Below are 13,751 nucleotides of genomic sequence, written 5' to 3' on the forward strand. Positions count from 1 at the left end.
TCCGGTACACGCGCGATAGGCAAAGTACGATTCAGCCGACCTTGCAAAGCCCCCTCGAAATTTTTTGCAAGGATGGCTAAAGTTCGGCAAAAGCCCGCCGAAATACAGTCAAGTAGTAGAGCGCAGCTTCGTGACACTTTCATGAAGCCGTCACGCTCTGTCACCGAACGTTCCCCCCGAGCGCGTCGAAGGATTTCTGCACGCCGCTCATGTAGGAAAAATTCCTACAGAAATCTTCCGGTTCTCTTGCTCCCTCCTGTAGTTTTTCTCCGATTTCTTTATCTTTCGCCCTTGTCCACAATGCGAGGGAATAGACAGTAGTACCGCCAGATTCATCCATTGCGCCGGGGGGCCGCATGCGAAACAGCGAAACACTGAACGAGATTCGTGAGTTGAATCTCTCCTACCTAGTCCTGGCTCAGCGTCTGATCCGAGAGGATCGCGCGGCGGCAATGTTCCGCCTGGGCATCAGCGATCAGCTTGCCGACGTGCTCGGCAGTCTCACTCTGGCTCAACTCGTCAAGTTTGCGGGGTCGAACCAGCTTCTGTGCCGATTTCGATTCGACGACCACGTGATTCTTTCGAGCCTCACGCACGGCGCGAAAGATGTGGGTATGCAGCAGTCGCACGCCTCGATTCTGCTCGCGGGTCAGCCCGTCGAGCAGATCGGCTGAGCGTAAGACATACGCGACGCACGCGTTGCGCTGTCCCGGGGGACGGTGCTTCGCGTGACTTGCCAGGAAGCCTGTATATGCGCACCAAAAGCGTCGTCCTCGAGGCCCGCGAAATTCAGCTGGCCATCGAGCTGATCGAACTCGGCGCCCGCCTCCAGTTGCTGGAAGCGGAAACGAGCCTGAGCCGCGATCGGCTCATCAAACTCTACAAAGAACTCAAGGGCGCTTCGCCGCCCAAGGGCATGCTGCCGTTCTCGACTGACTGGTTCGTGACGTGGCTGCCGAACATTCACTCGTCGCTTTTCCACAACATCTACCGCCACCTAGTGCAGTACGGCGGCTGCCAGGGCATCGAAGCCATCGTGAAGGCTTACCGGCTGTACCTGGAGCACGTGGAACTGCACGGCTGGGAAGCCGTGCTCGGCTTCACGCGGGCGTGGACGCTCGTGCGCTTCTTCGACAGCAAGATGTTGCAGATGACCCCGTGCACGCGCTGCGGCGGCCATTTCGTCACGCACGCTCATGAGCCGCACGGCCAGTACGTGTGCGGCCTGTGCCAGCCGCCGTCGCGCGCTGGTAAGACCCGGAAAGCGAAACACGCTCATGCCGCCGATCTGGCGCCAGCCGTGGCGTCGCGCGACCCGGACCCCGATATTTCCCCGCTGGCCGCCTGAGCGAGCCTTCGTTACGAGGTCATCCCCCTACAGTTTCTCTGCGTGTCTGCCGTTAAGCCCTCTGAACAGGAAGGACAATTTTCCGTAGACGTATTTTTGCGAGAGGTATCCGGCAGTGCTTGTCGTCATTGGTTACATCATCGTTCTGGCATCGGTCTTTGGCGGATTCGTCATTGGCGGGGGCCACTTGGGCGCGCTGTTTCAGCCGACCGAGCTGCTGATCATCGGTGGCGCGGGCATCGGCTCGTTTGTCGTGGGCAACAACAGCAAGGCGATCAAGGCGACGATGAAAGCGCTGCCCATGCTGTTCAAGGGCTCGAAATACACCAAAGAGCTGTACATGGAGCTGATGGCGCTCCTGTACGTGCTGCTCGCCAAGGCGCGTAAAGACGGCATGCTCGCCATCGAAGGGGACGTCGAAGATCCGGCATCGAGCCCGGTGTTCTCGCAGTACCCGCGCATTCTCGGCGAGCCGCGCATCATGGAATTCCTCACCGACTATCTGCGACTGATGGTCAGCGGCAACATGAACGCGTTCGAGATCGAGAACCTGATGGATCACGAAATCGAAACGTACCGCCACGAGGGCGAAGTCCCGGCGCACTGTCTGCAAAAGACGGGCGACGCCATGCCGGCCTTCGGGATCGTGGCGGCGGTGATGGGCGTGGTGCACACCATGGCGTCGGCCGACCAGCCGCCGGCCGTGCTCGGCGCGCTCATCGCCCAGGCGCTCGTGGGGACCTTCCTCGGCATTCTGCTTGCCTACGGCTTCATTTCGCCGCTGGCGCAACTCATCGAGCACCGTATCAACGAGTCGGTCAAGCTCTACGAGTGCATCAAGGTCACGCTGCTCGCCAGCCTGAACGGTTACGCGCCGGCCCTCTCGGTCGAGTTCGGCCGCAAGGTGTTGTACTCCACGGTACGTCCGTCGTTCGCCGAGCTCGAAGAGCACGTGCGACAGGTCAAGGCACGTTGACGGGCGGCACCCATGAGTGAGAAAGAAGAGCGGCCCATTATCATCAGACGCCGCAAAGCCGGCGGCCAAGGCCATCATGGCGGCGCGTGGAAGATTGCCTACGCCGACTTCATGACGGCCATGATGGCGTTCTTCCTGCTGATGTGGCTGCTCAGTTCCGTGAGCAGCAAGGAACTCACCGGTATCGCGGAATATTTCCGCACGCCGCTCAAGGTCGCCCTCACGGGCGGGCGTAATGCCGCAGACAACAGCGGCGTGATTCCCGGCGGCGGCACCGATACCACGCGCACCGACGGACAGAAGTCGCGCGGCGATCAGGTTCGCGCGCGTCAGGCGACCACGGCCGAGATGGCCGAGCGTGCCGATGCACAACGTTTGCGCGATCTCAAGGCGCGCATCGAGAAAGCCATCGAAAGTAACCCCACGCTCAGGCAGTTCCGTAAGCAACTGCTCATCGACGTGACGACCGAAGGTTTGCGCATCCAGATCGTCGACGATCAGAACCGGCCGATGTTTGCCAACGCGAGCGCGCAGGTGCAACCGTACATGCGCGACATCCTGCGCGAGATCGGCAAGTCGCTCAACGGCGTGCCGAACAGCATCAGCCTGTCCGGTCACACCGATGCCACGGCCTACGCGCAAGGTGACAAGAGCTACAGCAACTGGGAGTTGTCGGCCGACCGCGCGAACGCTTCGCGGCGCGAGCTGATCGCGGGCGGGCTTGACGGCGAGAAGGTGCTGCGCGTGGTGGGCCTGGCGTCCACTGTGCCGCTCGATCGCGACAACGCGTACAACCCGATCAACCGCCGCATCAGCATCATCGTGCTCAATCGCCGGGCAGAGCAGTCCGTCAAGCACGAAGCGGATCAACCCACAATCGACGCCGCGAACGCACGCGGTGCAGGCAGCAACGCGGTGAGTGCCGCCATGAGTGGCGAGCTTCCCGCTCTGCCGGCCGTCCCCGCGCCACCCGGACCTCCGGCCGCCCCAGCGGCGCCGGGCGCCGCGGTGCGATAACCGACAAGAGGAGACGCATGCAGGCCCTTCGTAACACGATTCTCGCTGTCGACGATTCTGCGTCGATGCGTCAGATTCTGGCGGCAACGCTCAGTGAGGCCGGCTATGCCGTGACGACCGCGCGCGACGGCGCGGAAGCCCTGGCACTGGCGTCGAACGCAGCTTTCGATCTGGTGCTGACCGATCAACACATGCCCGGCATGGACGGCCTGTCGCTCATTCGCGCCTTGCGCGAACTCGACGCCTTCGCCGAGACCCCGATTCTGGTGCTGACGACGGAAGTCGACGGCGCCTACAAGACGGCAGCCCGCGACGCGGGCGCCAGCGGCTGGCTGATTAAGCCGGTCGACCCTGAAGCACTGGTCGACGTGGTGGGTTCGCTCGTCGGCGAAGGCGCATGACGATGAAGTCGACGGCGTCGATGGCACAACCAAGTTAGGACGAGGAAACCGGTGGATATCACCCAGTTCTACCAGACCTTTTTCGATGAAGCGGAAGAGTTGCTCGCAGAGATGGAGCACCTCTTGCTTGCGCTCGACGTAAGTGCGCCCGATAACGAGCAGCTCAACGCGATCTTCCGGGCCGCACATTCGATCAAGGGCGGCGCCGCGACATTCGGCTTTACCGCACTCACCGAGACCACGCACCTGCTGGAGAACCTGCTCGACCGCGCTCGTCGCGGCGAATTGCAGTTACGCACCGAGATGGTCGACACCTTCCTGGAAACCAAAGACGTGTTGCATCAACAGTTGAATGCCTACCGCGCCTCCAGTGAACCCGATGCCGAGGCAATGAAGCGCATCTGCGCAGTGCTCCAGCAACTCGCCGCCGAAGGTGACGGTGCGCCGGCGAGCGCCGCACCCGTGACGCCTGCCGCTACGCCCGCGCCAGCCGCCGCACCCGAAGCGCAAGCCGCTCCGGAAACGGACGCGAGCGGTGCGCCGACCAGCCCCATCGCGCCGGGCCAGACACGCCTGAAAGTCACGCTCACCGGCGTGGGCGAAAAGGATCAGACGTTGCTCGCGGAAGAGTTGGGCAACCTCGGCTCCGTCGCAGGCCGTCAATCGACGGGCGACGCCTTGCACCTGTGGCTCGACACCACGTGCGGTGCCGACGACATCCTCGCCGTGTGCTGCTTCGTGATCGAGCCGTCGCAGATCGATGTGCAGGACGCCGCTGCTGCGGCGGCTGCATCTGCCGCTGCGGCGGCCCCCGCCGTAGCACCCGCCCCGGCCCCGGGCGCCGAAATCTTTACCCCGGCCCCGGCGGCTTCGGCACCCATCGAGATCCCGGCGGCCGCTGTTGCTGCTCCCGAGGCCGTCGTTCCGCCGCCCGCCGCCGAGCCGATCGTCGTGCCGCCCGCACCGCAAGCCGCGGCGTCTGGTGGGGGCAACGGCGCGCAGCACCCGCCCGAGAAACGCGTGGCCGCCCCGGCGGCCGGTGGCGCAGCCGGACACGAGAACAGCTCGATTCGCGTGGGCGTGGAAAAGGTCGACCAGCTCATCAATCTCGTGGGCGAACTGGTGATTACGCAGGCCATGCTCGCGCAGACCGCGAGCAGCCTCGACCCGATGCTCCACGATCGTCTGTTCAACGGCATGGGCCAGCTCGAGCGCAACGCGCGCGATCTGCAAGAGGCGGTGATGTCCATCCGCATGATGCCGATGGACTACGTGTTCTCGCGCTTCCCGCGTCTGGTGCGCGATCTCGCGACCAAACTCGGCAAGCAGATCGAACTCGTGACGTTCGGTCAGGCGACCGAACTCGACAAGAGCCTGATCGAGCGCATCATCGATCCGCTCACCCACCTCGTGCGCAACAGTCTCGATCACGGCATCGAAACCACGGAACTGCGCGTGGCCTCGGGCAAGGATCCGGTCGGCCAGTTGGTGCTGTCCGCGGCGCATCAGGGCGGCAACATCGTCATCGAAGTGAGCGACGACGGCGCGGGTCTGCGTCGCGAGAAGATTCTCGCCAAGGCGCAGCAGCAAGGCATGAACGTGTCCGATTCGATGGCGGACGAGGAAGTCTGGCAGCTGATTTTCGCGCCGGGCTTCTCCACGGCCGAAGCGGTGACCGACGTGTCGGGCCGCGGTGTGGGCATGGACGTCGTCAAGCGAAACATCCAGCAAATGGGTGGCCATGTGGAGATTCTGTCCACGCGCGGCAAGGGCACCACGATCCGTATCGTGCTGCCGCTCACGCTCGCGATCCTCGACGGCATGTCCGTTAAGGTCGGCCCGGAGATCTTCATCCTGCCGCTGAACTTCGTGATGGAGTCGCTGCAACCGCGTCGCGACGACATTCGCGCCGTGACCGGCGAAGGTCAGGTGGTGCTGGTGCGCGGCGAATACCTGCCGCTCGTGGAGCTGTATCGCGCGTTCGACGTGCCGGAAGCGCGCCTCGATCCGACCCAAGGCATCATCGTGATCCTTCAGGCCGAAGGCCGCCGCTTCGCGCTGCTCGTCGACGAACTGGTCGGTCAGCAGCAAGTCGTGGTGAAGAACCTCGAAACCAATTACCGCCGTATTCACGGTATTTCCGCCGCCACCATCATGGGTGACGGCAGTGTGGCATTGATCGTCGACGTGGCGGCGCTTCAGCGCGGCCAGCGTTCGTCCGTCGCCACCATCTTCAACTGACGTCGGAGACGCCCTAGATGGACAACCTTTCGCAAGAGCAGGCCGTGTCGCGCCATGGCGGCGCTATGCAGACCGATGGCGACGGTCAGGAATTTCTCGTCTTCACGCTGGGTGAAGAGGAGTACGGCATCGATATCTTGAAGGTGCAGGAAATTCGCGGCTACGACGCCGTCACGCGCATCGCCAACGCGCCCGACTTCATCAAGGGCGTGATCAATCTGCGCGGCATCATCGTGCCGATCGTCGACATGCGCATCAAATTCCGTCTGGGCCGCGTCGAGTACGACACGCAGACGGTCGTGATCATTCTGAACGTGGCAGGCCGCGTGGTCGGCATGGTCGTCGACGGCGTGTCCGACGTACTCACGCTCGCGCGCGGTGAAATCAAGCCTGCGCCCGAGTTCGGCGCGCAACTGGCCACCGAGTACATCACGGGTCTGGGCACGGTCGAAGGCCGCATGCTGATCCTGATGGACATCGAAAAGCTGATGACCAGCGACGACATGGCGCTCATCGAGCGTCTGGCGAGCTGAGTTGCGGCGAGCGCAGGTATAGCGACGCAAGACAGAAAGCAGGCGGGCCGAGACACCCGCCTCGTCATGCGGCAGACCCTACAGACAATAACCCATTGACCCCAGTCCTCGGAGACCGAACACGTGCGCGATAACCAGCCCGTTACCCAGAACGAATTCGTCATCGGCGAGCATCAGTACCTGATCTCACGAACGGATCTGAAGGGTCGGATCACGTATGCCAATCCCGCCTTCGTGGAGGTGAGTGGCTATTCGCGTGATGAACTGCTGGGCGCGCCGCACAACGTCGTGCGCCATCCGGACATGCCGTCCGAGGCGTTCGGTGATCTGTGGGAGACGATCAAGCGCGGCGACACGTGGACCGGGCTGGTCAAGAATCGCCGCAAGAACGGCGATTTCTACTGGGTGCTGGCGACGGTGACGCCGACGCTGGAAAACAATGCGGTGGTTGGCTACACGTCGGTGCGTGTGCGCCCGGCGGCCGGGGCGACGGCGCAGGCCGAAGCGATTTACGCGCGTTTTCGCAGCGGACAAGCCGGCAACCTGCGCATTCGCGGCGGTCAGGTCGAGCGTGGCGGCATTGCCGCACTTGTGCGTCGCATGCGTCTGGACACGCTGCGCGCGCGCCTGACCGGCATCATCGTGCTTGGCGCGATCCTGCTCGCGTTGGTCGGCGGGCTGGGCCTGTGGGGTGTGTCGAGCAGCAACGACAAGCTGCTGCAGGTCTATCGGAACGGCATGGTGCCGGTGAGCACGCTGGGTGTCATCGGCCAGAAGCTCGACCGCGACGTGCTGCTCGTGGCCGAAGCCGTGGGCAGCCCGAATCTCGACGCGATGAAGCGCGCGGGCGACGAAATCGCCGGCAGCCTCGACGAAATCAACCGCCAGTGGGCGGAGTACATGAAGTCGGTCGATCCGACCACTCAGGCGCAGGCCGAGCGTTTTAACGTGATCCGCCAGCGCTTCACGACCGACGGCCTGCAACAAACGGTCGACATGCTGCGCGCAGGTTCGGCCGAAGGCGCACAGCAAACGTATCTCGAAAAGGTGAAGCCGGCCTACGGCCCGATGCGCGATGAGCTGGGCGCGCTCACGCGCCTCGAACTTACGCAGGCGACCGATCTGTATCAACAGTCGCAAAAAGAACACGCGCTCGTGCGCACGGCCACGGCGGTGGCAGTGCTCGGCGGCATTGCCGTGCTGTTCATTCTCGGCAGCATTCTGCGCCGCGCGATCAACCACCCGCTGCGCGTGGCGCTGGCCATGTCCAAGCAGATCGCGGCGGGCGACCTCACGGGACAGGCGCAAGGCACGGGCCGCGACGAAATCGGGCAATTGCTCTTCGGCCTGACGGTCATGAAGAACAGCCTGCTGTCCATCGTCGCCGACGTGCGCGAGGGCATCGAATCGATCAACATCGCGTCGCACGAAATCGCGGCGGGCAACACCGATCTGTCGGCGCGTACCGAGCAACAGGCGGCGTCGCTGGAGCAAACGGCGTCGTCGATGGAAGAACTCACCGCGACCGTCAAGCAGAACGCCGACAACGCCAAGCAGGCGAGCACGCTGGCCGTGAACGCCTCGGAGATCGCCGCTCGCGGCGGTCAGGTCGTGGGCGATGTCGTCGACACGATGCAGGGCATTTCGTCGAGCTCGCACAAGATCGTCGACATCATCAGCGTGATCGAAGGTATCGCGTTCCAGACCAATATTCTGGCGCTCAACGCCGCGGTGGAAGCCGCGCGCGCGGGCGAACAAGGTCGCGGCTTCGCCGTCGTGGCAGGCGAAGTGCGCACGCTGGCGCAGCGCAGCGCGGCCGCCGCGAAGGAAATCAAGGTCCTGATCGAAGACTCGGTCGGGCGCGTGGAAAACGGCTCGGCGCTCGTGGCGCAAGCCGGTCAGACGATGAACGAAATCGTGCAGGCCGTGCAGCGCGTGACCGACATCATGGGCGAGATCTCGGCGGCATCTGCCGAACAGTCGAGCGGTATCGAACAGGTCAACCGCGCGGTCACGCAGATGGACGAAGTCACGCAGCAGAACGCGGCGCTGGTGGAAGAAGCGGCGGCGGCGGCGGGCTCGCTCGAAGACCAGGCGCATCGCCTGCGCGACGCTGTCTCGGTCTTCCGTGTCGGCGACGCGTTCAGGGCCGGCGGTGCACCTGCCGTACTCAGCGCGGCGACGCAACACAAGACGATGACCGTGCGTCAATCGGCACCGAAGCCGGCCGCTGTGACGGCGTCGACTTCGACGTCCGCCGTGACGGCACAGGCGCCGGCCCGGGCGAGCGCAGGCGGCACCGCTGCGCGAACGGCCACGCGCCGTCCGCAGGCGAGTGCACCGGCGGCGCCCGCACCGTCCAGCGCGCAGGAAGACGCGCAGGTGCTGCAACTGGCGGCGCGCCGTGGTAAGGCACCGGCCAGCGCGTCGACGACAACACTGTCGAGCGCGAAGTCGAGTGATCCGGGCGACTGGGAAGAGTTTTGACGGTTCGTTGATTGCGATAAAGAGATTGTTGTGATGGCTATACCGGCCGCAGGCCGGTCTTCACGGGGTAGAGGTCGTTATGTTTAAGAATGTCACCATCCGGGCGCGGCTGACGCTGGCGCTGGGACTCTTCATGGTGCTGCTGGTGGTCGGCGCCGCGGTGGGTCTCGTCTCGCTGCGACAGAGCAATACGTCGTTGCAGGAGATTTACACGAACGACATGGCGTCGGCGCAGTCGCTCTCGGAAACCACGATCTCCACGCTGCGAGCACGTGTAACGCTCTCGCGTATCGAATTCATCGCGGACCCGACCGAGATCAAATCGGCGATCGAAAGCGTTCGCACGAACCTCAAGGGGGCCGACGACGCCTGGGCCAAGTACGCCGTGCTGCCGATGAGCGACGGCGAGAAGACCATGGCCGACGCCGTGGCCACCGCGCGCGGCAAGCTCGTCAACGATGGCATCGTGCCCGCGCTCAAGGCCATCGAATCGGGTGACATTCCCGACTTCCACGCCAAGACGGTGATGGACGTGCCGCGCATGTTCATCGATTACTCCACGGCGATGACGGCACTAGCCGATTTGCAGGTCAAGAACGCACAAGATCGTTACGCCGCAGCGCAGGCCCGCTACATGCTGGTGATGTGGATGGTCGGCATCGGCCTGGCGGTCGGCTTGCTGGTCGGCATCGTCACGCAGATTACGCTCACGCGCGCCATCGTCGGCCCGATCGACGACGCCATCAAGCACTTCGAGAAGATCGCGGCCGGCGACCTCACGCAGCGCATCGACGTGTGGAGCGACACCGAGACGGGACGTCTGTTCAAGGGCGTGAAGCACATGCAGGACAGCCTCGTGCGCACCGTGGCGGAAGTCCGCTCGGGCACCGAGTCGATCACGTCTGCCGCGCAGCAGATCGCGGCGGGCAACACCGATCTGTCGGCACGCACCGAACAACAAGCCGCCTCGCTGGAGGAAACCGCCTCGTCGATGGAAGAGCTCACGGCCACCGTGCGCCAGAACGCCGACAACGCGCGCCAGGCCAGCCAGCTCGCCGTGAACGCCTCGGAAATCGCCACGCGCGGCGGCCAGGTCTCCGGTCAGGTCGGCGAGACGATGGACGGCATTTCGACCAGCTCCAGCAAGATCGTCGACATCATCAGCGTGATCGACGGCATCGCGTTCCAGACGAACATCCTCGCGCTGAACGCCGCGGTGGAAGCGGCGCGCGCGGGCGAACAGGGACGCGGTTTCGCCGTGGTCGCGGGCGAAGTGCGCACGCTGGCACAGCGCAGCGCGGCCGCCGCGAAGGAAATCAAGGCGTTGATCGAAGACTCGTCGCGCCGCGTGCAGGACGGCACGGCGCTCGTCGCCCAGCAGGGCCACACGATGAACGAGATCGTGCAGGCGGTGAAGCGCGTAACGGACATCATGGGCGAGATCTCGGCGGCGTCTGCCGAACAGTCGAGCGGTATCGAGCAGGTCAACCGCGCGATCACGCAGATGGACGAAGTCACGCAGCAGAATGCCGCGTTGGTGGAAGAAGCCGCGGCGGCAGCCGGCTCGCTCGAAGAGCAGGCCAATCGTCTGAAGACGACGGTGTCGGTGTTCCGTCTGGACGCCAGCCAGGCCATGGCAAGCCATGCAGCCCCGATGCTGGCGGCGCTGCCGGCGGTGGCTGCGCCTGCGGCGCGTCCGGCGCCGGTGAAGAAGGCTGCCGGGCCCGCCCCGGCATCTGCCGCAGCAGCGCCGAAGGCCGCCCCGGCCCCGGCGCCCCTGCGCAAGCCGGCCCCGGCAGCGGCTCCGGCCGCACGCACCGGCACGGACGACGCGAACGGCGACTGGGAAACGTTCTGATCGCGCGCGACGCGATAGCTGCGGCGCTGTCTCGGCAATCGCCGCGACACCCGCAGCGGCACTACGGTAACCACCTATAGGAACGGTGCACACGCCTGTCCCGATGCTCCCGCCAAAGCAGGGGTGCCGGGGAACGAGAGGCGCGTGTCGGCAAGTGGCAACAATCGGCAAGACAAAACCGCCGTGCGTGCTGTCCATGGGACAGCGCTGTGCAAGGCGGGTGGCGGAGGATCACGTCATGGTGCAGTTGAGTCTGAAGGCAAAACTCTGGTCGGCGCTTGCGCTGATGTGGCTGGGTCTCTTGATTCTCGGCGGCTGGGCTGCCTGGCACGAGCGCGGCACGATGATGGCCGAGCGGCGCACGGCGGTGGAGAACGTTGTCACGAGCGCCGACGGCATTGTGCGCGACTACGCCGCGCAGGCCGCCGCGGGCAAAATCAGCGTCGACGAGGCGAAGCAGCAGGCCATGGCCCGTCTGAAGACGATGCGCTACGGTGACAGCGGCTATCTGGTCGTCTTCAACACCAAGCCGGTCGTGCTGATGCACCCGACGCTCGCCGATCTGGTGAACAAGGACGTCTCCAATTACAAGGATTCGAACGGCAAGCTGCTCTATGTCGAAATGGCGCGCGTCGCCAAGGACAAGGGCTCGGGCTTCGTCGACTATTTCGGACGCGTTGCCGGTAGCGACAAGCGTCTTGCGAAGCTCTCGTTCGTGAAGTACTTCGCGCCGTGGGACTGGGGCCTGATGAGTGGCGTGTATGTGCAGGACGTCGACGAGGCGTTTTACGCCACGCTCGCGCGCATGGGCATTGCCTTGCTCGTGATCGGCGCCATTGTGACGGCCGCGATGCTGTTCATCATCCGTCACGTGCAGCGCAGCCTTGGCGGCGAGCCGGGGTATGCGTCCGAGATCGCGCACCGCATTGCGAGCGGCGATCTGAACACCCACGTGAACGTGATGCCGGGTGACACCGAGAGCCTGCTCTATGTCATGCAGCGCATGCAGCACACGCTGGCCGAAACCATCTCGCAGATTCGTCAGGGCACCGAGTCGATCACGACCGCGGCGCACGAGATCGCCGAGGGCAATACCGATCTGTCGGCCCGCACGGAGCAACAGGCGGCGTCGCTGGAGCAGACCGCGTCGTCGATGGAGCAACTCACGGCCACCGTGCGTCAGAACGCCGATAACGCCCGTCAGGCCAGCCAGCTTGCCGTGAACGCCTCGGAAATCGCCACGCGTGGCGGGGAAGTGTCCGGCCAGGTGGGCGCGACGATGGATGGCATTTCGGCCAGCTCGAACAAGATCGTCGACATCATCGGTGTGATCGACGGCATTGCGTTCCAGACGAACATTCTCGCGCTGAACGCGGCGGTGGAAGCGGCGCGCGCGGGCGAACAGGGACGCGGTTTCGCCGTGGTCGCGGGCGAAGTGCGTACGCTCGCCCAGCGCAGTGCGGCGGCGGCGAAGGAAATCAAGACGCTGATCGAAGATTCGTCGCGTCGTGTGCAGGACGGCACGGCGCTCGTGGCACGCCAGCGTCAGACGATGGACGAGATCGTGCAGGCGGTCAAACGCGTGACGGACATCATGGGCGAGATCTCGGCGGCGTCTGCCGAGCAATCGAGCGGTATCGAGCAGGTCAACCGCGCCGTCACGCAGATGGACGACGTGACGCAGCAGAATGCCGCGCTGGTGGAAGAGGCCGCGGCCGCCGCCGGCGCGCTGGAATCGCAGGCGCATGAATTGCGCGCGGCCGTGTCCGTGTTCCAGACCGGCGGGGCAGGGGGCACGTTCGGTGGCCCTGCCAGCAGCGTTACGCGTCGCGAGCCGACGCCGCAGCCGTTGGCGCGTGCGGCGTGACGTTCCGCAGTATCGACGTAGACAGATTGGCAGTGAAACGGCACATGATCGACGCCGTGACTAAGTGAGAAACCATGACTGATTCGCGCAATACCTCGCATCTGACGCGCCGCGGAGCCTCTGGCGCCGACGGCGACGCAGGCTCGCGCAGCGCGGATTTCGCGCGCGCAAGCGGTGCCGCCCTTTCGGGCGAGCGCGACTTTGCCTTCTCGCTGGCCGACTTCGGCCGCATTCGCAACCTGATTTATCAGCGTGCCGGGATTGCGCTCGCCGAACACAAGCGCGAGATGGTCTACAGCCGCATTGCGCGACGTCTGCGCGCACTCGGCATGACGAGCTTCACCGAATACCTGGACATGCTGGAGGCCGACACCGGCGACAGCGAGTGGGAGTCGTTTACCAACGCGCTGACGACGAACCTCACGTCGTTCTTCCGCGAGTCGCACCATTTCCCGCTGCTCGCCGACTTCGTGCGCAACCGGGCCAAGCCGATCTCGGTATGGTGCTGCGCGGCGTCGACCGGCGAAGAGCCGTATTCCATTGCCATGACGCTGGTCGACACGCTCGGCACGCGTCCGAATGCGAGCGTGCTGGCCACCGATGTCGACACGCAGGTGCTCGCGCGTGCAGCGAACGCCGTCTACAACGGCGAGCAGACCGGCAAGCTTTCGCAGGAACAGCTGCGCCGCCATTTCCTGCGCGGCACGGGGGCGAACGCCGGGAAGATCAAGGTGCGTCCCGAATTGCAGCAACTGGTGACGTTCGAGCCGCTCAACCTGCTCGCACCGTCATGGCAGATCGGCGGGCCGTTCGACGTCATTTTCTGTCGCAATGTGATGATCTATTTCGACAAGGCCACTCAGGCGCGCATTCTCGAGCGCTTCGTGCCCTTGCTCAAGCCCGACGGCCTGCTGTTCGCCGGGCACTCGGAGAACTTCACGTACGTGAGCCGGGCGTTCCGGCTGCGCGGGCAGACGGTGTACGAACTGGCCGGCGCCGGTGGCGGAGTTCGGGGAGCCTGAC

Annotated in this window: 11 protein-coding genes; all 11 read left to right on the top strand. The window is 64.5% G+C overall.

Features of this window, described 5'->3' with window-relative positions; all coding sequences use genetic code 11:
- Positions 1-356 precede the first annotated feature (356 nt).
- The 11 genes from flhD to ACIPHM_RS20710 all read left to right on the top strand — a co-directional run bounded on the left by flhD (position 357) and on the right by ACIPHM_RS20710 (position 13,750).
- Positions 357-674 carry a flagellar transcriptional regulator FlhD gene (flhD, locus tag ACIPHM_RS20660; RefSeq protein ID WP_023598340.1) on the top strand — a complete coding sequence of 106 codons (318 nt, stop codon included), beginning with the start codon at positions 357-359 and terminating at the stop codon, positions 672-674.
- Between the two features lie 77 nt (positions 675-751).
- Positions 752-1,348, top strand: coding sequence for a flagellar transcriptional regulator FlhC (gene flhC / locus ACIPHM_RS20665; protein ID WP_400332304.1), 597 nt, complete (start codon positions 752-754; stop codon positions 1,346-1,348).
- Positions 1,349-1,463: 115 nt separating this feature from the next.
- Positions 1,464-2,324, top strand: a complete 861-nt coding sequence (motA, locus tag ACIPHM_RS20670) for a flagellar motor stator protein MotA (protein ID WP_400332307.1) — start codon at positions 1,464-1,466, stop codon at positions 2,322-2,324.
- Between the two features lie 12 nt (positions 2,325-2,336).
- On the top strand, positions 2,337-3,341 hold the full coding sequence (gene motB / locus ACIPHM_RS20675; protein ID WP_400332310.1) for a flagellar motor protein MotB: 1,005 nt from the start codon (positions 2,337-2,339) through the stop codon (positions 3,339-3,341).
- Positions 3,342-3,358: 17 nt separating this feature from the next.
- Positions 3,359-3,742: a response regulator gene (locus ACIPHM_RS20680; RefSeq protein ID WP_400332311.1), complete on the top strand. Its 384-nt coding sequence runs from the start codon at positions 3,359-3,361 to the stop codon at positions 3,740-3,742.
- Between the two features lie 51 nt (positions 3,743-3,793).
- Positions 3,794-5,983 (top strand): chemotaxis protein CheA, encoded by a 2,190-nt coding sequence (cheA, locus tag ACIPHM_RS20685; RefSeq protein ID WP_400332314.1) that lies wholly within the window; start codon positions 3,794-3,796, stop codon positions 5,981-5,983.
- A gap of 17 nt (positions 5,984-6,000) precedes the next feature.
- The gene (locus ACIPHM_RS20690) at positions 6,001-6,516 is read left to right on the top strand and encodes a chemotaxis protein CheW (RefSeq protein WP_400332316.1); all 516 of its coding nucleotides are present in this window, start codon (positions 6,001-6,003) and stop codon (positions 6,514-6,516) included.
- Positions 6,517-6,639: 123 nt separating this feature from the next.
- Positions 6,640-9,003 carry a methyl-accepting chemotaxis protein gene (locus ACIPHM_RS20695; protein WP_400332319.1) on the top strand — a complete coding sequence of 788 codons (2,364 nt, stop codon included), beginning with the start codon at positions 6,640-6,642 and terminating at the stop codon, positions 9,001-9,003.
- Positions 9,004-9,082: 79 nt separating this feature from the next.
- The gene (locus tag ACIPHM_RS20700; protein WP_400332321.1) at positions 9,083-10,861 is read left to right on the top strand and encodes a methyl-accepting chemotaxis protein; all 1,779 of its coding nucleotides are present in this window, start codon (positions 9,083-9,085) and stop codon (positions 10,859-10,861) included.
- Positions 10,862-11,099: 238 nt separating this feature from the next.
- Positions 11,100-12,728, top strand: a complete 1,629-nt coding sequence (locus ACIPHM_RS20705) for a methyl-accepting chemotaxis protein (RefSeq protein WP_400332324.1) — start codon at positions 11,100-11,102, stop codon at positions 12,726-12,728.
- 74 nt (positions 12,729-12,802) lie between these two features.
- Complete coding sequence (locus tag ACIPHM_RS20710) at positions 12,803-13,750, top strand: CheR family methyltransferase (protein WP_400332327.1); 948 nt, start codon at positions 12,803-12,805, stop codon at positions 13,748-13,750.
- The last annotated feature ends 1 nt before the right edge of the window (position 13,751 follow it).

It is taken from the genome of Pandoraea sp. NPDC087047 (assembly GCF_044745225.1).
GTDB lineage: Bacteria > Pseudomonadota > Gammaproteobacteria > Burkholderiales > Burkholderiaceae > Pandoraea.

Coding starts and splice junctions, on each gene's coding strand:
- ACIPHM_RS20700 (WP_400332321.1), top strand. CDS start 9,083: ATGTTTAAGAATGTCACCATCCGGGCGCGGCTGACGCTGGCGCTGGGA.
- ACIPHM_RS20705 (WP_400332324.1), top strand. CDS start 11,100: ATGGTGCAGTTGAGTCTGAAGGCAAAACTCTGGTCGGCGCTTGCGCTG.
- ACIPHM_RS20680 (WP_400332311.1), top strand. CDS start 3,359: ATGCAGGCCCTTCGTAACACGATTCTCGCTGTCGACGATTCTGCGTCG.
- motB (WP_400332310.1), top strand. CDS start 2,337: ATGAGTGAGAAAGAAGAGCGGCCCATTATCATCAGACGCCGCAAAGCC.
- flhD (WP_023598340.1), top strand. CDS start 357: ATGCGAAACAGCGAAACACTGAACGAGATTCGTGAGTTGAATCTCTCC.
- ACIPHM_RS20710 (WP_400332327.1), top strand. CDS start 12,803: ATGACTGATTCGCGCAATACCTCGCATCTGACGCGCCGCGGAGCCTCT.
- ACIPHM_RS20690 (WP_400332316.1), top strand. CDS start 6,001: ATGGACAACCTTTCGCAAGAGCAGGCCGTGTCGCGCCATGGCGGCGCT.
- flhC (WP_400332304.1), top strand. CDS start 752: ATGCGCACCAAAAGCGTCGTCCTCGAGGCCCGCGAAATTCAGCTGGCC.